This is a genomic window from Deltaproteobacteria bacterium GWC2_65_14 (genome assembly GCA_001797615.1).
GTDB lineage: Bacteria > Desulfobacterota > Deferrimicrobia > Deferrimicrobiales > Deferrimicrobiaceae > GWC2-65-14.
The window spans coordinates 1-20,828 of record MGPV01000060.1 but is presented as its reverse complement, the minus strand read 5'-3'; the positions used below and the strand labels follow the sequence as shown (position 1 = coordinate 20,828).

Genomic DNA, 20,828 nt, shown 5'->3' with positions numbered 1-20,828 from the left:
GATCCCGTCGAGGGAGTCCTTCGCCGTCCTGAGCAGCTCCACGCTCAGCCGGTAATTGTGGGTTCCCCGGCCGTTCGATACGATCCGGTAGTTGTTCTCGGCCCCCTGGAGCAGCTTCGTCTCCTCGTCCACCTTCCGGCCCATCTTCCCGCGCCTCTCGAGGTATTCCCGGGCCTCCTCGAGCGACACGGCGACGGCGTTTTCCTGCTCCGTGATCTTCTGTTTCCACTCGAGGAGCATCTTCCCGTACTTCGCCGAATGGCATTCCTCGCACTTCGCCTGGACGGTGAGGACGGTCTGGGCCCCCTTCTTCAGCTCGTGGCAGTCGGTGCAGGCGGTGCCGGCCTCGGCCATCACGTCTTTCGCCGGGGACACCCCGAAGGGCTTGACCTTCCCCTCGTAGAGCGCCTTCTGCGCCTTGTGGCACTGCCCGCAGTCGATGTCCCGGCTTTCGTGGTGGCACGCCATGCACTCGGACTTGGTGACGATCCGCAGCTTGTGCTTCTCGGGAGAATGGCACTTGGTGCACTGGATCCCCACGTCCTCCACGTGCAGCGAGTGCGGGAAGCGCACCTCCATCTCCTTGAAAAACAGCTCGCCCGGCGGGCGGACCCGCTGATGGCACAGTTTCGTGCAGTAGGCGGACGGGGTCCCGAGTATGGCCGGCCTGGGGGGACCACCGGGGATCCCCGCGGCCTTGTACGCCGCGGAAACCTGGTCGTAGCCGCCCCGTACGATCCGGTAGGCGTACTCGATGTTGTGGGCGCCGCGCCCGGCCTTCAGGAGGGCGAGGTTGGCCCGGGCGTCCGCGACCAGCGCCCGCGCGTCTGCGAGCTTCTTCGACTTGGTCGCCCCCTTCCCCACCGCCGCCTCCCCGGAGGCGACGACCGCCTGCATGTCGGCGACCAGGACGCGGGACTCGCGGATCCAGTCGTCGAGCATCCGGTCATAGTTCTTCCCGTGGCAGACGACGCAGCTGTTCCGCTCGGCCGTGAGCTTCTTCTCGCCCGGGAAGGAGACGCCGGACTCGCGCACCTCGACCGCCTTCGTGTGGCACCCGTCGCAGGACACCTGGGCCGAGAACATCCTCGACGGAGTGTCGGCAACCCCGCGGGCCCCCGCCCCCATGTACATCTCCTTCTGGTAGTTGTGCAGCCGCTTGTGGCAGCTGTCGCACTGGACCTCGAACGTCCTGACCAGCTCGACCTCCCCGTGGCGGATCTTCTCGTGGCACTTGTGGCATTCGATCGCGTTGTAGGTGACGTGCGTCCGGTGAAGGGCGAGCGGGTCCTCCTTCCCCTTGAGCCGGCCGACGTGGCAGTCGTAGCAATGGGACTCCTCGACCCGGCCGTCCCCTTCGGCCACGCGCAGATGGCACTGCTTGCACTGCACGCCGATCTTCAGATAGGAGTCGTGCGAGAACTGGAACCCGCTGTGGTCCACGGTACGGGTCGGCGTTCCGTGGCACCCGGGGCACCCGCCCAGGGCCTGCCCCTGGGCGATCCCCTTGAAGTGGCACAGAAAGCATACGTTCTTGTCGACCGAGATGTGCTCCCCCTGGACGATCGAGTAGTGGCACGACGTGCACCGGAGCTTCTCCCCCCGCTTGAGCTTCGTCAAGTGCTCCTGGTGGTCGAAGGTGATGTCCCCGAACTTCGTCTTCCCCTGCTCGATGCGCCCCGCGTGGCATCCGTTGGACATGCACAGCTTGTCCGGGACGTTCGCGTGCGGCCTCGGGTTATACAGGCCGGACCAGTACTTGAGCGTCGTCACGGTGATGAACACCGGGGAGAAGGTGTGGCACTTGATGCAGGAAACCCCCGCGTGCTTGGAGGTCTTCCACTGGTCATAGAACGGGTCCATGTAGTGGCAGACCACGCAGGACTTGGGGAAATACGCGGACACGAAAAACGCCCCGTTGATCAGGATGAACACTCCGAGCACGATCCCGCCGATCGTCATCAGCGGTTTCCTGTGCCTGACGGTCAGGTCCCAGAAGCTCAGGAACATCTCTTTCATCGGTGGACGACCTCCCCGGCATCCGCCTTCGACCGCTTCGCCAGGATCTCCTCGTACTCCAGCGGATGCTCCTCCTTGATTTCATGTTCCGAGATCTGCCCGTGCCACCACATCAGCGTCCCGGGGAACCGGTCCGGATTGAAGTGGACGTTGTAGAAATGCCAGATGACGATCGCCAGGGTCGCCAGCATCGCCTCGTCGCTGTGCATCTCGTGGGCGACGTCCAGGAAGTACTTCGGGAAGAACTTCAAAACGATCCCCTCGAACCAGAGGCAGAGGCCGGAGCCGATCATGATGACGCAGCCCCAGTAGACGGCCCAGTAGTCGAACTTCTCGATGTAGCTGAAGCGTCCGAACCGAGGCTTCTCCGGCGCCTTCCCCAGGAAGTAGCGGATGTTCTGGGCCGCGTCCCGGATGTCCTTCGGCATCGGGATCAGCAGGATGAAGTCGCGCCGGCCGTCCCGCGAGAGCACCGTGTAGAGCATGTGGTGGACCATGAAATAGATCAGCATCCCCGCCCCGATCCGGTGGACGAGGGTGGAGTTGTGGATCCCCCCCCACAGGGCCACGACATACCGGGAGAGGACGAACTCGGGAAACTTCAGCGGCATGCCGGTGAGGATCAGGAGGATCACCGAGATGAACATCACCATGTGCTGGAAGCGGAAGTTCCGGTTGAACCGCTGAAACATCTCCCCCTCCTCGTGCCGCCTCTCCTTTCGCCGCTCCTCCCTGCGCCTCCGCTCCTCTGCCCTCCGCTCCGCGGCCGTCCGGATCCGGATCTCCCGCTCGATCTCCTCGTGGACCCGGCGCCGGATCTTCTCGCGGATTTCGGGATCCTCCGTAAGGGCCGATCCCTTCATCTCCTCGGAGAGAGCCGATTCGATCTCCTCGTTCACCAATTTTTCCTTCCGTTCCCGGTTTTCCGTATTCGACATGCGTGGACTCCCCCGCTGTGGATTTCTCTCCGGCCGGACGTCGTGGAACCGGCTACTTCTCGCCGCGCAGTCGTCGTGTCCGCCCGTACATGTCGAGGAAGATATGCAGGATGAGGGCGAGCATGGTTCCTATAGTGAGGTACTTGAAGAACAGCGCGGTGTAGTAGACGATCCCCGACTCCTTCTTGCGGGCGTCGACATGCATCTTCCCCAGGGCGAAGTTCGGGTTCGCCCCGGGGTGGCATTTCCCGCAAGTCCGGGGGACGTTCTTCGGATTCACCTTCGACATGGGATCGCTCGAGGGACGGATGTCGTGCGTCCCGTGACAGGAGGCGCAGTTGGCGACCGTCTTCGACCCGAAACGGTCCGCCACTCCGTGGAACGAATTCCTGTAGGTGGCGACCTGATCCGCCTCGATCCCGAACTTCCCCATGATCGACACCGACTCGTGGCAGGTGGAGCACTGCGCCGCCACGTGGGTCGCGTACACGGTCGATTTCGGATCGAGGTGGCTGTAGATCCTGTGTTCCCCGTGGCATCCGGTGCAGGCGGGGGCCTCCGCGATCCCCCTCGCGACGGCCACCCCGTGAATCGAGGTCTTGAACTCCGCGTAGATCTCGATGTGGCACCGGCCGCACGTTTCCGCGACCCGGCCCTTGGCGACCGACGACCCCTCCTGTTTCGCCTTCAGGATCTGGTGGTTCCCGTGGCAGTCCTGGCAGAGGGGGGCCTTCGGGTTCCCCCGTGCGATCGCCGTCCCGTGCGCCGACCCGAAGTAGTCGAGGGAGGCGTCCGATTGCGGTGCCCCTTCCGCGTTCCCCTTGTAATGGCAGTGGGTGCAGTTCACCCGCCGGGGCCGCGCCCGGTGGGGGATCTCGCTCACGTCGAAATGGCAGTCCACGCAGGTCTTCTTCTCGTGGACCGACCCCTTCAGGCTGTCCCCCGTGGCGAAGAGGTCCCGGATCTTCCCGTCCACGAGGATCTTGCGGAACTCCCCCTTGCCGTGGCAGATGACGCACTTCTCCAGCGAGATCCTCGCCTCCGCCTGCGTCGGAAACCCCTGGCCGCCAAGAACCAGGGCCGCGGCCAACCCTGCTGCCCAGACCGTACCCCTCATAACACCCCTTCTCCTTTGAGTTTTTCATACTCGAGCGGGTGCTCCTCCCGGAGCCACTCCGCGTCGACCCTCCCGGTAAGCCAGGCGCGGTTCATCGGAAACACGGACGGATGCAGATGGACGATGTAGAGATGCCAGAACAGGAGGATCACGAAAATCAGCAGCCCCTGATACCCGTGGATGATGAGCGTCAGGTCGAGCATGAACTTGGGGAGGAACCGCATCGAGACGTTCTCCGCCCAGAGGACGATCCCCGTCAGGGAGATGAGGAAGATGCCGATCGTCGCGCCCCAGTACTGGAACTTCTCCTTGTAGCCGTACTTCCCGAACCTGGGATACTCCCCGGCGAGCCCGAGGTTGAACCGGATCGCCTGGAGGAAGTCGTCGAAATCCTTCGCCGTCAGGAGGAACTCCCGGAACTCCCGCCGGCCCGCGCGGCTCACGAGCATGTAGAAGACGTGGAAGACCAGCTGGGCCATCAGGGCCACCGCCGCCGCCCGGTGGATGATCCCCCGGTTGAGAATACCCCCTTCCAGGTCGATCAGGAACCGGGAGAGCCGGTTCTCGTGGTACATCAGCTCGAATCCGGTCACGGCCAGGACGAAGAGCGACACCATCAGCAGGAGGTGCTGCACCCGGAACATGAACGACATCCGTATCACCTGGACGGGCCCGCCCGATTCGCCTCGCATCGTCTTCACTTTTTCGTTTCCTCCGTCGCCTGTGGGCTGCGGCGGCGCCTCCCCAGGAGGTCCATCCCCACATGGAGAACGAACATCAGGACGAGGACCGAGATGAACACGGTGTAGAAGACCCGGACGGCGAAGACCCCGGTCGCCTTCCCGTAGGCCACCTCCACGTGCACGTTCCCCTTCGCGAAGTTCACCCCCGCGTTCGGGTGGCACTTCCCGCAGGTCCGGGGAAGGTTCGCCTTGTTCACGGAGGAGGCGGGATCGGACGCAGGAAGAACGTCGTGGAATCCGTGGCAGGAGGCGCAGTTCGCGGCCGTCGTCATGCCGTACTCGAGCGCGACCCCGTGGAAGGTGTCCATGTAGGTGGAGAGCCGCTTTTTCGGGAGGGCGTACCGGCTGGAGATCGCCTCCTTCTCGTGGCAGGAGGAGCAGGTCTTCGGGATATTCCTCGCGAAGACCCTGGAGGCGGGATCGGTGATCTTCGTGATCGTGTGCTCTCCGTGGCAGTCGGTGCAGACCGGCGACTCCGCGATCCCCCCGCGCATCCCCTTCCCGTGGATGGACTGCTCGTACGTTTCGAGGATCCCCGAATGGCACTTCCCGCACAGGGTCGGGATCTTCTGCCGGTGGGTCGCCGAGCGGGGCTGGTCCCCGGGCAGGATCCTGTGGTTCCCGTGGCAATCGGGGCAGACGGCGGCGCCGAGCAGCCCCGACTTGCGCATCGCCATGCCGTGGACGCTCTGCTCATAGGCCTCCATGACCACCTGGTCGGGAAGACGGTACTTTTCCTCGATCGTCCGGTCCTTGTGGCAGGCCAGGCACACCGCGACGATGTTCAGCCGGAAGGTCCGGGCCTTCGGGTCCGACGGTTTCCGGATGTCGTGCCGGCCGTGGCAGTCCGCGCAGCCGGGGACGTCCCGGTTCCCTTTGGCACGGTCCAGGCCGTGGGTGCTTTCGGAATAGGATTTCCCGGCGGCCGCGTGGCACCGGCCGCAGGAAACCGGGGCGAGCTTCCCGTGGGGAGAGGTCGCCCCCGCATGGCAGCCCGCGCACTCCCCCTTCCCGTGCACCGAAGCGCGGTAATCCTTTTGGTCCACGAAGAGGGATACCGCCTTTCCGCCGGGCAGCATCTTCTCGATCGTCGAGTCGCCGTGGCATTCCAGGCACCGATCGCCCGCCGGCCCCGCCGCGGCCTGCCCCGCAAGGCAGATTCCCGCAGCCAGGATTCCCGCGATCCACAACGTCCGCACTGGTTTCATTCCGCCTCCGAGAGAATCATGGTGGCCCCCGGCCCGGGGGTCTCCCCCCGCCTCCGGGCCTCCTCGAGCTCCTCGAGCTCCAACGGATGCTCGTGCTCCATGTGGTGCCGGGAGAGCTTCCCGTCGATCCAGGTAAGCGACATGGGGGCGAAGTCCGGGTTCAGGATCACGTAGTAGAGGTGCCAGACGACGATCGCCAGGGTGGCCAGGATCGCCTCGTAGTAGTGGATGATCGTGGCGACGTCCAGCCCCCACAGCGGAATCCGCTTCAGCGTCTCGTTCTCGAACCAGAGCATGAACCCGGTGACGATCATCACGATCGTTCCCCACACCAGGGCGAGGTACTCGGCCTTCTCGACGTAACTGAAGCGGCCGAATTTCGGCTTGTGGGGGGAAAGCCCCGCGTAGTAGCGCAGCATCGCCGCGAGGTCCTTCGCGTCCTGCCACCAGGGCATCATCCGGACGAACTGCTCCCTCCCCCGGGCCGTCATCAGCACATAGAAGACGTGGTACACGCTGGTGGCGACCATCACGACCGCGGCGACCCGGTGGCCGTTCCCGCGGAGCGAGACGTTCGTCTCGGCCGACAGAAAGGGGATCGACCACTTGAACTTGAGCGCGAATCCGGTGACGACCAGCACGAAGAAGGAAGAGAGGGTGAGGATGTGCTGGATCCGTTCGGACCGGTTCATCCGCTCGTACCCGGGGTGGTCCCAGTCGTCCCTCCGCTTCCGGTAGATCTCCTGCATCTTCCGGATATAGTCGGCCCCGTTGTGGAGGATCATCCCGCCGATGACCAGCACGATCATCCAGATGTAGATCCTCTCCACCCAGACCTTCACCTGGGTGCCGATTCCGCCGGCGGCCCCGCCGTGGATGCTCCCCCTGGCGAAGTTTTCCGTCGCCCCGGGATGACACTGGCCGCAGGTGACCTGGAGGTTCCGGGGGTTCACCGTCGACCGGGGGTCGGAGGAGGGGAAGATCTCGTGCACGCCGTGGCAGGAGGAGCAGTTCGCCACCGTCCGGTCGCCCAGCCTCTGGGAGAGGCCATGGTAGCTTTCCCGGTAGGACCGGACCTTCTCGGACGATACCCCGTACCGCTCGGCCAGCCTTTCCGCGCCGTGGCAGGAGGGGCATGTCTTCTCCGAGACCGCCATGAAGGAGACGGGGGAGAGGGGGTCGGCTGCCTGCCGGATCTCGTGCTCCCCGTGGCAGTCGGTGCAGCCGGGAGCGTCGGGGACCCCGCGGGAAAAGGCAACCCCGTGCACGCTGTCGCGGAAGATGGTGAACACTCCGAAGTGGCACTTCCCGCAGGTCGTGGGGATGTTGGGCCGGAAGATCGGGGAAGCGGGGTCGAAGCGGTCCTTGAGATCGTGCCCGCCGTGGCAGTCGACGCAGGTCGCCGACTTGTTCAGCCCCTTGTCCACGATCGCCCGATTGTGGATGCTCCGGCTGTACATCCTCGCCGCTCCCGGGATCGGGATCCCGCTCTGCTTGGCGAACTCCCGGTCCCCATGGCAGCGGGTGCAGGTCTCGGCGAGGTTCCTAAAATAGACGGGCGAGGAGGAGAGGCTCGATTTCGGGATCGCGTGCGCCCCGTGGCAGTCCACGCATCGGGGGGTATACTGGCCGACCCCGGCCCGGATCCCCTTCGCGTGCCGGCTCTTCGCCAGGACCGCCGCCGCCTGCTCATGGCACCCGGAGCAGTCGACCAGCCGCAGGCGGGCCCTGTGCGGAAGCTCCCGGACATCCGCGTGGCAGTCCGTGCAGGAGAGGTCGGAGTGCACCGAGGCCTTGAACGCCGCGGAGTCGACGTGCAGGGAGATCCCGGGGAATGGGCCGATGGCGCGGGCGGGCCTGGTTTCCCCCCCGGCGACGACATTGGAGGCCCGATCCTCGGCCGACCAGGAGAGGATCTCCCGGCCCCCGTGGCAATCGAGACACTCCCCGTCCCCGAGGGCGTGGGCGGAACGCGGTCCGGGGAACAGGAGTCCCCCGAGAGTGACGAGCAAGACAACGATGCAGGCTCTATCCCAAAGCATGGGAACCATGGCCCATCCTTCCGGTCTGGCTGGTTCAATGCGGTTCGCCGGTGCCGCACGGCACCGGATATTCCGGTACCGGTTATTGTCGACTGTATACATAACGCAACCCTCGTCCGGAATCAAGCCGATTTTTCCCCCGCGGACAGTGGGAACCGCTCCGGTATCCAACCCGCACCTGCTCGCCCCCTCGCGGTGTCGCCCAGAGACGGCTTCGCCGGAACCCGGGGACCCTGGCTGACGGGTGCCGCAGTTGCAGGCGCCCTCGGGACGGGGCGCATCACGGGCGGAGCCAGCCGAAGGAGGGGGGATGAGCGGAGATAAAAAGAATGAACCGGGGGCGGAGGGCGGGCGAAGCGAAGCCCCCCTCCGAGGCGGCGAAGCCCATGCTTGCGCCCATGCGGGGGGAGGCGGACAGGAATCCTACGGCGAACGGGCGGCCCGAACAGGCAAACCCTGTTTTACGGTATCGGATGGTCCGGGAATCCGAGGAGTTGGAGGAAAATCTTTTTCCCGGCGGCTTTCCCTTGACAGGTCTTCGGGGACACCATATCTTGTATCCGTGCCCGTCGTCCACCACAAGATACACGATTGTCGGAACAGGTAATCCTGCCGGGGGAGCAAACACGATGGAATTGAGCCTTTCCGTTCCCGCGAAACGCGGAGACGCCGTAAACACCGAGGAAGCAGCCCGTATTCCCGATCCGAGGAAGCTCCCCGAGGTCCCGCCCAGGGAATGGGTCGCCCGGATGCTGGCGAAGCACGGGCCGCTGCAGATCTCCGAGAATGCCCGAAAAGTCCTGGAACGGCGATACCTCAAGCAGGATCCCCCGGGGGGAACGCTCGAGACCCCCGAGGAGATGACGGCGCGGGTATCCTACAACATCGCCCTGGCGGAAGGGTACTTCTACGGCGCGATCCCCGAGGTGGTGCTCCGGTGGGCGGAAACCTTCTACGGGATGATTTCCCGCCTCGATTTCATGCCGAACTCCCCCACCCTGATGAACGCGGGACGGGAGCTGCAGCAGCTGTCCGCCTGCTTCGTCCTTCCGGTCGACGACTCGATGGATTCGATCTTCGAGGCGGTCAAGAACACCGCCCTGATCCACAAGAGCGGCGGGGGGACCGGGTTCTCCTTCTCACGGCTCCGGCCGAAGCACGACGTGGTCAAGTCGACCAAGGGGATCTCCTCGGGACCGATCTCCTTCATGACCGTGTTCGACGCGGCGACGGAGACCATCAAGCAGGGGGGGACGCGGCGCGGCGCGAACATGGGGATCCTCCGGGTGGACCACCCGGACGTCCTCGACTTCATCACCTGCAAGACGAAGAACGACCGGCTGAACAACTTCAACATCTCCGTCGCCCTGACGGAGGGCTTCATGAAGGCGGTCGAGGAGGGGGGCGACTACCCTCTCGTGAACCCCCATTCCCGGGAGGTCGTCGCGCGCTTCTCCGCCCGGGAGGTCTTCGAGAAGATCGTGGACGCCGCATGGAGGAACGGGGAGCCGGGGATCATCTTCCTGGACCGGATCAACCGGGACAACCCGACTCCCAAGCTCGGGGAGATCGAGAGCACGAACCCGTGCGGGGAACAGCCGCTGCTCCCCTACGAGAGCTGCAACCTGGGCTCGATCAACCTGGCGAACATGGTCACCGGGGAGAACGGCTCCACCCGGATCGACTACGACAGGATCAAGAGGACGATCCACGAATCGATCCGGTTCCTCGACAACGTGATCGACATGAACTGCTATCCCCTCCCGGAGATCCGCCGGATGACGATGGGGAACCGGAAGGTCGGGCTGGGGGTGATGGGATTCGCCGACATGCTGATCCGGCTCGGCGTCCCCTACGACTCGGACGAGGCGCTCTCCGTCGGGCAGGAGGTGATGAGCTTCTTCCAGGAGGAGTCCCGGAACGCGTCCGCCCTGCTGGCGCACGAGCGGGGGGCATTCCCGAACTTCGAGATCAGCCGGTACCGGGACAACGGAAACATCCCGCTGCGCAACGCCACCACGACCACGATCGCCCCCACCGGAACGATCAGCATCATCGCGGGCTGCAGCAGCGGGATCGAGCCGGTCTTCGCGCTCTCCTTCGTCCGCAACGTGATGGACAACGACCACCTCGTCGAGACCCACCCGCTCTTCGAGAAGGAATTGAGGCGGCGGGGGCTCTACTCCGAGGAGCGGATGCGGGAAATATCCCGGAAGGGAACGCTGCGGGAGGTCGACGGGATGCCCGACGAGGTCCGGAGGGTCTTCGTGACCGCCCACGACATCTCCCCGGAGGCGCACCTGCGGATGCAGGCGGCGTTCCAGAAATTCGTCGACAACGCGGTGTCCAAGACGGTGAACTTCCCCTCGACCGCCACCCGGGAGGAGATCCGGAAAGTCTACCTCCTCGCCTACCGCCTCGGCTGCAAGGGAGTGACCGTATACCGGGACAAGAGCCGGGAGGAGCAGGTCCTGAACATCGGAGAGGTGAACAAGGGGACCGCCGCGTCCGGCACGCCGTCCGAGAACAAGGCTCCGGCGGGCGAGCCCGGCTTCGTCACCCGCCGTCCGCGCCCCGACACCCTGCTGGGGGTCACCCGGGAGATGACGACCAGCTGCGGGAAGCTCTACGTGACGATGAACCGGGACGAGAGGGGGTTCTTCGAGGTCTTCAACCAGATGGGGAAGGCGGGCGGATGCGCGGCCTCCCAGTCGGAGGCGATCGGGCGCCTCGTCTCCCTCTCGCTCCGCTCCGGGGTCGACCCGGCGATGGTCGTCAAGCAGCTCAAGGGGATCTCCTGCCATCTCCCCTCGTGGGCGGGGAACGGCGGGAAGATCATGTCGTGCGCGGACGCCGTCGCGAAGTCGATCGAGTGGTACCTGGAGAACGTCGACAAGATGTTCACCGGGTTCGCCAGGCCGGTGGAGGATCCCGCCCGGGCCCAGGCCGCTCCCCGGCAGAGCGCCCCCGGGGAGTCGCAGGAGATCGCGCGCGGCGCCTGCCCCGACTGCGGGAGCCAGGTCGAGATGCAGGAAGGTTGCCTCAAGTGCCGGTCCTGCGGGTTCTCGGAGTGCTAGCCGCAGGGGAATCTTCTTTCGCGACGCCGGATCCTTGAGGGAGACCCGTGAAAGCGGCACCGGCCCCGTTCGTCACCTTCGAGGGGATCGAGGGATCCGGGAAGACGACCCAGATCCGGCGGCTCTCCGCCTACCTGGACCGTAAGGGGATCGCCCACCTCGTCACCCGGGAACCCGGGGGAACCCCCCTGGCCGACGAGATCCGCTCCCTCCTGCTCTCCCGCCGCGAGGAACCGGTATTCCCGGAAGCGGAGCTTCTGCTGTACGAGGCCGCGCGGGCGCAGCATGTTCGGGCCGTCATCCGGCCCGCCCTGGAACTCGGAAGGGCGGTCCTCTGCGACCGCTTCTGCGACGCGACATCCGCCTACCAGGGATTCTCCCGGGGGATCGAGGAATCGCGGATCGACTGGCTGAACGCCTTCGCCGCCGGCGGGCTCTCCCCGGACCTGACCTTCCTGTTCGACATCTCCCCGGAGGAGGGGATCCGGCGGATCGGCGGCCGCGGAAACCTTCCGGACCGGATCGAGTCGGAGTCGCGGGAGTTTCACCGGGTCGTCCGGGAGGGATACCTCCGCCTCCTGGAGCGCTTCCCCGGGCGGATCCTCCGGGTCGACGCCTCCCTGCCCGAGGACGACATCTTCCGCCGGCTCCAGTCGGCGGTAGCGGAGCGCTTCGGATGGTAGCCGCCCTCTCGTCGGTCCGGGGGCAGGATCGGGCCGTCGGACTGCTGCTCCGGTACCTCGAAACCGGCCGGGTCCCGCACGGCCTCCTCTTCTCCGGGGAGGAAGGGATCGGGAAGGAGACGGCGGCCCTCGGGTTCGCGGCGGCCCTGTTCTGCCGGTCCCGCTCCGGGACGGACGCCTGCGGAGCCTGTCCCGATTGCCGGCTGCTCCGGTCGGGGTCCCACCCCAACTTCCTCCGGGTATCCCCGGAGAATCTTTCCATTTCGATCGACGATATCCGGCTGCTCCAGGAAGAGCTCTCCCTGAAGTCCTTCTCCGACCGTCCCCGGGTCGTGCTGATCCTCCCGGCCGACCGGATGACCGTGCAGGCGGCGAACGCCCTCCTGAAGACGCTCGAGGAGCCGCCCCCGGCGACCCACCTCCTGCTCGTGGCCCACCGGATCTCGCGCCTTCCGGCGACGATCGTCTCGCGCTGCCAGAAGGTTTCCTTCGTTCCCCTCCCCGCGGAAACGGTGGAACGGATCCTCGCCGGGCTCCCCGGCAAGGGCGCCCGGCGCCCGCAGGAAGAGATCCGCTGGGCGGCGGCATGCTCCGGGGGAAGCCCCGGCCGCGCGCTGGCCGCGCTGGAGGAGGAGGACGGGGAGCGCCGGGAGTGGCTGCGGCTGCTCTCCTCCTTCGACCCCGCCGCGGTCTTCGCCAAGGCGGCGGCCTGGAAGGGGGGGGGGGATCTGGGACCGCGGATCGCGGCGCCGCTGTCGCTCGTGCGGGATGCCGCCATGATCTCCTCGGGGGGAAAAGAGGGTATAATGAACGAGGATCTGTCGGCCGACCTTTCCTCCCTGGCCGGACGCAGGTCCGCGGGCGAATGGACCCGCGCGTTCCAGGAGCTTCTTTCCATGTCCCGCACGCCTCCGCAGCTCCAGAAGCCGTTGATGCTGGAGGCGTTTTTGTTCGAATTTTTCGGGAAGGACTAGCGCAGGGATGGATCTGGCCGGAATCCGGCTTCGCGGCGTCAGCAAGATGTACCACTTCGACTGCACCGGCGTCCCGGTGGGGCGCGGCGACTACGCCGTGGTCCAGACGGAGCGGGGCCCGGTCGTGGGGGAGGTGGTCCAGCGGATCGACGATCTCCCCCCCTCCGCCGGAACGGGGTCGTACACGAAGGTCGTCCGCACCGCCACCGCCGACGACCTGCGCGCCCACCAGGAGAACGCGAAGCGGGAGGCGGAGGCCCACGCGTTCTGTCTCCGGAGGATCGAGGCGCGCGCCCTTCCGATGAAGCTCGTCCGGACGGAGATCCTTCTGGACCGGAGCAAATCGATCTTCTACTTCACCGCGGACGGCCGGGTCGACTTCCGCGAACTCGTCAAGGACCTCGCCCACGAGCTGCGGTCCCGCATCGAGATGCGGCAGATCGGCGTCCGGGACGAGGCGAGGATGGTCGGCGGGGTCGGCCCCTGCGGGAAAGAGTTCTGCTGCGCCTCCTTCCTGAACGAGTTCGAGCCGATCACGGTCCGGATGGCCAAGGACCAGAACCTCTCCCTGAACCCCGCGAAGCTCTCCGGCGTCTGCGGCCGGCTGATGTGCTGCCTGCTCTACGAGCACGAGGGGCGGCGCAAGCACAAGGAGTGCGGCGGCTGCGCGCCCGGAGCGGGGGATCGCGGGGGTGCGGAAGGGAACGACGGCGGGGGCGGAGAGAAGGCCGGCGGCACCCCGGGGGAACCCTCCCCGTGAAGCGGACCTTCTACATCACCACCCCCATCTACTACGTCAACGACGTCCCCCACATCGGGCACGCCTACACGACGATCGCCGCCGACGCCCTCGCCCGGTATCACCGGATGCAGGGGAAGAAGGTCTTCTTCCTCACCGGGACCGACGAGCACGGGGAAAAGGTGAACAAGAGCGCCGTGAAGCTCGGGCTTGCGCCGCGGGAGCTGGCCGACCGGGTGGTGACCCGCTTCCAGGGCCTGACCCCGGCGCTCCACGTCTCCAACGACGATTTCATCCGCACCTCGGAGCCGCGGCACTACGCCTCCGTCCAGCACCTCTTCCGGAAGTCCTTCGCCAAGGGGGACATCTACCTCGGGGAATACGAGGGATGGTACTGCACCCCCTGCGAGTCCTACTGGACCGAGCTGCAGCTGTCCGAGGGGAACTGCCCCGAGTGCCGCCGCCCCGCCGAGAAGCGGAAGGAGCCCTCCTACTTCTTCCGGCTGTCGAAGTACCAGAGGCCGCTGCTCGACTATTATGCCCGGAACCCCAAGTTCATCCGGCCCGAGAGCCGCCGCAACGAGGTGGTCTCCTTCGTGGAGGGGGGCCTGAACGACCTCTCCCTCTCCCGCACCTCCCTCTCCTGGGGGATCCCGGTCCCCGACCATCCCGGCCACGTGATCTACGTCTGGTACGACGCGCTGACGAACTACATCACCGGCCTGGGGTACCCCGGCGGCGGGGAGCGCTTCGACACCTTCTGGCCCGCCGACATCCACCTGGTGGGGAAGGACATCCTCCGCTTCCACGCGATCTACTGGCCGGCGTTCCTGCTCTCCGCGGAAGTCCCGCCCCCCCTGGGGGTGTTCGCCCACGGCTGGTGGACCGTCGAGGGGCAGAAGATGAGCAAGTCGCTGGGGAACGTCGTCGACCCCTACGAGATGGTGCAGACCTACGGGGCGGACGCCTTCCGCTACTTCCTCCTGCGGGAGGTCCCCTTCGGGCTCGACGGCGACTTCTCGAAGAAGGCGCTCGTGCACCGGACCAACTCGGAGCTGGCGAACGACTTCGGGAACCTGCTGAACCGGACGCTGGGGATGCTCGGAAAATATTTCGGGGGAACGGTGCCGGAGCCGGGCCCCGCGGAGGGAGAGGACCCCGGGCTGATCGCGAAGGCCGCCGAGGCGCGGCGGGCTGTGGGCGAGGCGATGGAGGAGCTGCAGCTGCACAAGGCGCTTACCGCCGCGTGGGAGCTGGTGAAGGCGGCGAACAAGTATGTCGACGCCTCCGCCCCCTGGGTCCTCGCCCGCGATCCCGGAAAGCGGGGTCGGCTGGGCGCGGTCCTCTACAACGTCCTCGAGGCGACCCGCATCTGCGTGCTGCTGACAGCCCCCTTCCTCCCGGCCGCCTCCCAGACGATGTGGGAAGCGCTCGGGTGCGGGGGAAGCGTGGAGAAGGCGGTCCTCCCGGAGGCGGGCGCCTGGGGGGGCTTGCGGACCGGCGCCGTCCTGCCCAAGTCGGCGGTCGTCTTCCCCCGGATCGAAGAGTAGGACGCCGGCTCCGGCCGGACACGGCGATGCAGTCCCGCAAAGCGTTCATCGGCTTCGGCTTGCTCCGCCCGGGAAACGCTCCATCGTGGGACGCCGATGTACTTTGATACCCACGCGCATCTGGACCTTGCCCCCCTGTGCCACGAGGAGGAGAAGGTGGTGCGCCGCGCCCGGGAGGCGGGGGTTTCCCACATCGTCACGATCGGGATCGACGCGGAGCGGTCGGAAACGGCGATCGCGATCGCCCACCGGCACGCCGGCGTCTACGCATCGGTCGGGCTGCACCCGCACGACGCCTCCGGCTGCTCCGACGCGGAGCTGGAGCGGCTCGACCGGCTCTCCCGGTGCGACAAGGTGGTCGCGATCGGGGAGACGGGGCTCGACTTCTTCCGGGACCGGTCGCCCCGGGAGCGCCAGCGCGCCGCCTTCCGGGAGCAGATCCGCCTCGCCCGCCGCAGGAACCTCCCCGTCATCGTCCACGACCGCGACGCCCACGACGAGGTGCTCGCCATCCTGGCGGAGGAGAAGGCGGACGAGACGGGCGGGATCATCCACTGTTTCTCCGGGGACCTGGCCATGGCGCAAAAGGCCTCCCGTCTGAACTTCCTCGTCTCGATCCCGGGAGCGATCACCTACCGCGGGGCCGAAGCGCAGGTCGACGCGGTACGCAGCCTTCCCCTGGAGCGGCTGCTCATCGAGACCGATTGCCCCTTCCTGGCGCCGGTCCCGCACCGGGGGAAGACGAACGAGCCGGCCTACGTCCCTCTGGTGGCGCAGCGGATCGCGGAGATCAAGGGGCTGTCGCCGGAGGACGTGGGCCGGGTCACATCGCTGAACGCGAAGAGGATCTTCCGGATCCCCGCCGACGAGGAGGTCCGCGTCGCCTACCGGATCCGCAACTCCCTCTATCTCAACATCACGAACCGCTGCACGAACGCCTGCGTCTTCTGCGCGAAGCGAAGCGACTTCCACGTCAAGGGGCACTTCCTGAAGCTTCCGGGAGAGCCGGGCGTGGCGGAGGTCCTGGCGGAAGCGGGCGACCCGGCGCCCTACGACGAGGTCGTCTTCTGCGGATTCGGGGAGCCGCTGCTGCGGCTCGAAGAGATGAAAACGATCGCGAAAACGCTCAAAGGCCGGGGAGCCAGGATCCGGGTGAACACCGACGGGCTGGGAAACCTCGTGCACGGGCGCAACATTCTCCCGGAGCTTTCGGGACTGGTGGACGCCCTCTCCGTGTCGCTGAACGCCCCGGACGCGCGGACCTACGCGAAGTTCTGCCCGAGCCGGTACGGGGAGGCCTCCCATCCCGCGATCCTCGACTTTCTCCGGGAGGCGGTGCGTCACATCCCCTCGGTGTCCGCCACCGCGGTGGCCCTTCCCGGCCTCGACCACGAGGCGGTCCGGCGGCTGGCCGAATCGATCCCCGGCGTCTCCTTCCGCCTGCGCTCGTACGACGAGGTGGGGTAGCGGATCTTCCCGGAACTACTTGCCGGGCTTTCCCGCGAAGAGGTACCGCTCGAACATCCGCTGGTATTCGGTCCAGCGCGCCCCTTCGGGGAGGTCCTCCACGGCGTCCCGGAAGGCGGCCACCTTCGCGTCCATGTTCTCCACGAAGTGGAGGATGACCGCCTCGAGCGTCTTGGGGCGCTTCGGGGAGCCGTACTCGAGCTCGCCGTGGTGGGAGAGGATCATGTGCTTGAGCAGCATCGTCTTCTCCGGGGGGAACCGCTCGATCTTCGCGCACTCGGAGGCGACCCACTCCGCCCCCATGTAGAGGTGGCCGAGGAGCCGCCCCTCGTCGGTGTATTCGAAGGCCCCCTCGTAGGAGAGCTCCTCCACCTTGCCGATGTCGTGCAGGAGCGCCCCGGCCACCAGGAGATCGGCGTCCACCCCCTCGTAGTGGGAGGCGAGGGATGTGCAGATCCCGGCCACCGAGACGGTGTGCTCGAGCAAGCCCCCGATGTAGTCGTGGTGCATCCGCTTCCCCCCGGGAGCCTTCCGGAACCGCGTCGACGTCTCCGTAGCCGGGGGGTCGGGAAAGACCCTCGCGAGCAGGCGGGAGAGGTCCGGGTCCTTCACCGCGGCGACGAAGCCCTGCAGCTGCGCCCAGAGCGGATCGATCCCCTTCTTGGTCACCGGGAGGAACTCGGAGAGGTCGGCGGCCCCTTCCGCCTTGCGCACGTCGTGCACCTTGAGTTGAATTCGGCCCTGGTACACGATGGCGTTCCCGCTCGCCTCGACGATGTCGTCGCGCTCGAACCGCTTCGCGATCTCCTCCGCCCGGTCCCAGACCCGGCACTCCACCTGGCCGGTCCGGTCACGAAGGGAGAGGTTGATATAGGCCTTCCCGGAGTTGCTCACCATCACCGCCTTGTTGTTCACCAGGAAAAGGTCTTTTACCTGCTCCCCTTCCCGGATATCCTTCACGAACTTCGCCTTGGGCATCAGTGTTTCGTCCTTCCTTCGGAATAGCGTTCGAGGATCCGGAGCGCGGCGCGGATTCCGTCCACCGCGGAGGAGACGATCCCCCCCGCGTGCCCCGCCCCTTCTCCCACAGGATACAGCCCTTTCACCGTCGCCGACTCGTAATTCTCCCGCACGATCCGCACCGGCGACGAGGTTCGCGACTCCACGGCGTACAGCGTCGCCTCCTGGGTGGCGAACCCCCGCATCGACTCCCCGAACCGGCGCATCGCGTACCGGATCTCCTCCTCGACCTTCTCCGGAAGGATGCCGCCCAGGTTGGCCCGCACGGCGCGGGGCGCCCGAACCCGCCCCCGCGAGAGGTTCCGGTCGGCGCCGGAGAGGAAGGTCGACAGGTTCATCGCGGGGACGCCGTACTCCCCGCCCCCCTTCCGGAAGGCGGCCTCCTCCAGCCGCTCCTGGAAGGAGATCCCGGCCAGCACCCCCTCTCCTCCGAACTCGTCCGGCCCGACCTGGGCCACGATCCCGCTGTTCGCGAAGCCGGAGTCCCGGGCGTGGGAGCTCATCCCGTTCACCGGCAGCCCCCCCGGCGCGGAGGAGGCGGACAGCACCTCGCCTCCCGGGCACATGCAGAAGGAGTAGACCCCCCTGCCCGAGGGGGTCCGCACCGCCAGCCGGTAGTCGGCCGGCGGCAGGGCGGGACTGCCGGCCATCCGCCCGTACTGGATCCGGTCGATCAGCGCCTGCGGATGCTCCACCCGGAACCCCACGGCGAACGGTTTGGCCGACATCCGGACGCCCCGGTCGTGGAGCATCCGGATCGTGTCCCGCGCGGAGTGTCCTACGCCCAGGACGAGGACCTCGCAGGGGATCGTCTCCCCGGTGGAGAGGGTGACGGCGCGGAGGCGCCCCCCCTCCGCCGAGAGGTCGTCCACCCTCGCCCCGAACCGCACCTCGGCTCCCAGCGCCTCGAGTTCCGCCCGCATCTTCCGGCAGAAGCCGCGCAGCCGGTCGGTCCCCACGTGCGGCTTCGCCTCCTTCGGCAGGTCCGCGAGGCCGGAGCCGCGCGCGAAGACCGAAATCACATGCTCCACGAGCGGATCGCCGATCCTCGTTCCGAGCTTCCCGTCGGAGAAGGTCCCCGCCCCTCCCTCGCCGAACTGGACGTTGCTCTCGGGGTCGAGGACCCCCCGGGACCAGAACCCGGCCACCTGCCCGACCCTCTCCTCCACCGGCCGTCCCCGCTCCAGGACCAGGGGAGGGGCCCCGTGCCGGGCGAGCGTCAGCGCCGCGAAGAGTCCCGCCGGTCCGGCTCCGACGACGACCGGCCGAAGGGCGGGAGCCGGAACGGGAGCGGACGGGAACGGATCCGGAGGGGGCTCGATCCGGCGCGCGGACGGGACCCGCGAGCAGACCGCTTGCTCGAGCCCGTCGGACCGCAACGACAGGTCCGCCGAGAAGACCCGGCGGACGGCCCCTTTCCGCCGCGCGTCGAAGCCGCGCCGCGCGACCGAAAAGTGCACCACCTCCTCCCGGGGAACTCCTATAATGAGGAGGACTCTCTCCAGGAGGCGATCCTCCGGGAATCCCGCCGGGACCCGGATGTCTGAAATGCGGACGGCCAAACGGTACCTCCCCCTTCTTATGCTGCTCCCCGCGCTCGTCCTCGCGGCCGCTTCCCCGTCCTGCAGGACGCTGGTCCGGGAGAGCTTCCGGTCCCCGAAGGTGCGGGTGACCGACGTGGCCCTCGTCTCGAACCCGCTGGCCGACCCCCGCAGGCCCTGGGAATTCCTCCTGAGCCTCGAGGTGAACAACCGGAACGACTACCCCCTGCGGGTCGCCTACGTGGCCTACTCCGCGACCCTCGGACGCGAAACGGTGGCGGACGGGGAGCACAACGACGATATCCGGATCGACGCGTCTGGGCTGACCGTGGTCCAGGTCCCCCTATCGATCCGCCCCGAGTCGATGGAGGCGGCGCTGCGGCAGGTGCTTTCGGGGCGCGCCGTGTCCTACGAGTTCAACGGGTCGGTCGGGCTGCGCACCCCGGTGATCGGCGTCGTGCGGATCCCCTTCTCGAAGACCGGCGGCTTCGACCCGTTGGAGGTTCTCAAGCGGAAGGGGTTCGGGGTCAATTGACCGGGCCCGGCGGCTCGCTCCCCGCGAGAACCGCCAGGAGGTTCTCCGCCGCGAGCCGGCCCATCCGCTCCCGCGTTTCCCGGGTCGCGCTTCCCAGGTGCGGGAGGAGCACCGCCCCGGGCGCGGACAGCAGCCCGGGATGGACCTCCGGCTCCTTCTCGTAGACATCCAGCCCCGCCCCGAAGATCCTTCCCTCCGAGAGCGCCAGCGCCAGCGCCGCCTCGTCCACCACCTCTCCCCGGGCGACGTTCACCAGGACCGCCTCCTTCTTCATCCGGAGCAACCGCTCCCGGCCGATCATCCCGCGCGTCTTTTCCGTCAGGGGAACGCTGAGGAGGACGAAATCGCTCTCCGCCAGCAACTCCTCCAGGGGGAAGTGCTCCGCCCGCAGCTCCTTCTCCCGGACGGAGGGCAGCCGGTTCCGGTTGTGGTAGAGCACCCGCATCTCGAACCCGCGGGCCCGGAGGGCGACGGCGCTGCCGATCTTCCCCATCCCCACGATCCCGAGGGTCCTCCGGAAGACCGGAACGCCCAGGAACCCCCACGGGTCCCAGCCGGTGAACTTCCCCTCCCGGAGGAACCGCTCCGAATCCGGGAACCGCCTCGCGGCGGCCAGCAGCAGCCCGAAGGCGAGGTCGGCCGTCGCCTCGGTGAGGACCCCCGGGGTGTTGCACACCCGGATCCCCCGCCGCGTCGCCTCGGGGATGTCGATGTTGTTCACCCCGACGGCGAAGGTGGAGATGACCCGCAGACCCCCGCCGGCCGCATCCATCAGGGAGGCGTCGATCCGGTCCGCGAGGGTGCAGAGGATCCCGGCGGCCCCCGGGACCAGGCGGAGAAGCTCCTCCCGGGGCATCGGCCCGTCGCCGTCGGGCCACACCGCCGACGCCGCCTCCCCGATCCGGACCGGGGACACCCCCGGGAGCCTCCGTGTGATCACCACCCTCGGCCTGTCCGCCATTCCCTCAAGTATAGGGATCTCCGCGGAACTTTTCACCAGAAAGCGGAGCCGTCCCCTGCTCGACCCGCGACCGGGGACCCGAAGCGATGCGGGGGGGGTCGACGAGTAGCCGAGGGGACCTCCCCCGCGAGCCAGGGTCCCTGGTTGCGGGCGAAGCAAGCCGAAGGAGGGGGGATGAGCGGAGATAAAAAGAAGTTCCGACAGCGGAGGGCAG

Annotated in this window: 15 protein-coding genes and 1 pseudogene (1 of these 16 running past the window's edge); 7 read left to right on the top strand and 9 right to left on the bottom strand. The window is 67.2% G+C overall.

Annotated features, from left to right (window positions below; all coding sequences use genetic code 11):
• From A2X88_01410 to A2X88_01385, 6 genes and pseudogenes are all read right to left on the bottom strand, one after another.
• Positions 1-2,019 (bottom strand): annotated as a pseudogene (locus tag A2X88_01410) (hypothetical protein) (it extends 132 nt beyond the left edge of the window).
• Positions 2,016-2,711: a hypothetical protein gene (locus A2X88_01405; protein OGP33169.1), complete on the bottom strand. Its 696-nt coding sequence runs from the start codon at positions 2,709-2,711 to the stop codon at positions 2,016-2,018. Before A2X88_01405 ends, A2X88_01410 begins: the two are co-directional and overlap by 4 nt.
• Before the next feature lie 298 nt (positions 2,712-3,009).
• Positions 3,010-4,047 (bottom strand): hypothetical protein, encoded by a 1,038-nt coding sequence (locus tag A2X88_01400; GenBank protein ID OGP33167.1) that lies wholly within the window; start codon positions 4,045-4,047, stop codon positions 3,010-3,012.
• Positions 4,048-4,070: 23 nt separating this feature from the next.
• Positions 4,071-4,775 (bottom strand): hypothetical protein, encoded by a 705-nt coding sequence (locus A2X88_01395; protein ID OGP33166.1) that lies wholly within the window; start codon positions 4,773-4,775, stop codon positions 4,071-4,073.
• Positions 4,772-6,016 carry a hypothetical protein gene (locus A2X88_01390; GenBank protein ID OGP33165.1) on the bottom strand — a complete coding sequence of 415 codons (1,245 nt, stop codon included), beginning with the start codon at positions 6,014-6,016 and terminating at the stop codon, positions 4,772-4,774. The genes A2X88_01395 and A2X88_01390 overlap by 4 nt, the downstream gene beginning before the upstream one ends.
• A 5-nt stretch (positions 6,017-6,021) precedes the next feature.
• The gene (locus tag A2X88_01385) at positions 6,022-8,076 is read right to left on the bottom strand and encodes a hypothetical protein (protein ID OGP33164.1); all 2,055 of its coding nucleotides are present in this window, start codon (positions 8,074-8,076) and stop codon (positions 6,022-6,024) included.
• 740 nt (positions 8,077-8,816) lie between these two features.
• On the opposite strand from A2X88_01385, the gene A2X88_01380 reads away from it, so the two are divergent.
• The 6 genes from A2X88_01380 to A2X88_01355 all read left to right on the top strand — a co-directional run bounded on the left by A2X88_01380 (position 8,817) and on the right by A2X88_01355 (position 16,557).
• The gene (locus A2X88_01380) at positions 8,817-11,144 is read left to right on the top strand and encodes a ribonucleoside-diphosphate reductase, adenosylcobalamin-dependent (protein OGP33168.1); all 2,328 of its coding nucleotides are present in this window, start codon (positions 8,817-8,819) and stop codon (positions 11,142-11,144) included.
• Positions 11,145-11,191: 47 nt separating this feature from the next.
• A complete protein-coding gene (locus A2X88_01375; GenBank protein ID OGP33163.1) occupies positions 11,192-11,827 on the top strand; it encodes a dTMP kinase in 636 nt (211 codons plus the stop codon).
• Positions 11,821-12,801, top strand: coding sequence for a DNA polymerase III subunit delta' (locus tag A2X88_01370; protein ID OGP33162.1), 981 nt, complete (start codon positions 11,821-11,823; stop codon positions 12,799-12,801). Before A2X88_01375 ends, A2X88_01370 begins: the two co-directional genes overlap by 7 nt.
• A 7-nt stretch (positions 12,802-12,808) precedes the next feature.
• Entirely contained in the window at positions 12,809-13,561 is a 753-nt protein-coding gene (locus A2X88_01365) for a hypothetical protein (GenBank protein OGP33161.1), read from the top strand.
• Positions 13,558-15,090, top strand: a complete 1,533-nt coding sequence (locus A2X88_01360; protein OGP33160.1) for a methionine--tRNA ligase — start codon at positions 13,558-13,560, stop codon at positions 15,088-15,090. Before A2X88_01365 ends, A2X88_01360 begins: the two co-directional genes overlap by 4 nt.
• Positions 15,091-15,186: 96 nt before the next feature.
• Positions 15,187-16,557: a radical SAM protein gene (locus tag A2X88_01355; GenBank protein ID OGP33159.1), complete on the top strand. Its 1,371-nt coding sequence runs from the start codon at positions 15,187-15,189 to the stop codon at positions 16,555-16,557.
• 15 nt (positions 16,558-16,572) lie between these two features.
• On the opposite strand, the gene A2X88_01350 is transcribed toward A2X88_01355, so the two are convergent.
• Both A2X88_01350 and A2X88_01345 read right to left on the bottom strand, forming a co-directional pair.
• Positions 16,573-17,535: a hypothetical protein gene (locus tag A2X88_01350; protein OGP33158.1), complete on the bottom strand. Its 963-nt coding sequence runs from the start codon at positions 17,533-17,535 to the stop codon at positions 16,573-16,575.
• Complete coding sequence (locus A2X88_01345) at positions 17,535-19,139, bottom strand: hypothetical protein (GenBank protein ID OGP33157.1); 1,605 nt, start codon at positions 19,137-19,139, stop codon at positions 17,535-17,537. The genes A2X88_01350 and A2X88_01345 overlap by 1 nt, the downstream gene beginning before the upstream one ends.
• On the opposite strand from A2X88_01345, the gene A2X88_01340 reads away from it, so the two are divergent.
• The gene (locus A2X88_01340; GenBank protein ID OGP33156.1) at positions 19,126-19,653 is read left to right on the top strand and encodes a hypothetical protein; all 528 of its coding nucleotides are present in this window, start codon (positions 19,126-19,128) and stop codon (positions 19,651-19,653) included. The two genes, A2X88_01345 and A2X88_01340, sit on opposite strands and share 14 nt — an antisense overlap.
• On the opposite strand, the gene A2X88_01335 is transcribed toward A2X88_01340, so the two are convergent.
• A complete protein-coding gene (locus tag A2X88_01335; protein ID OGP33155.1) occupies positions 19,646-20,614 on the bottom strand; it encodes a D-glycerate dehydrogenase in 969 nt (322 codons plus the stop codon). The genes A2X88_01340 and A2X88_01335 overlap by 8 nt on opposite strands.
• Positions 20,615-20,828: the final 214 nt, after the last annotated feature.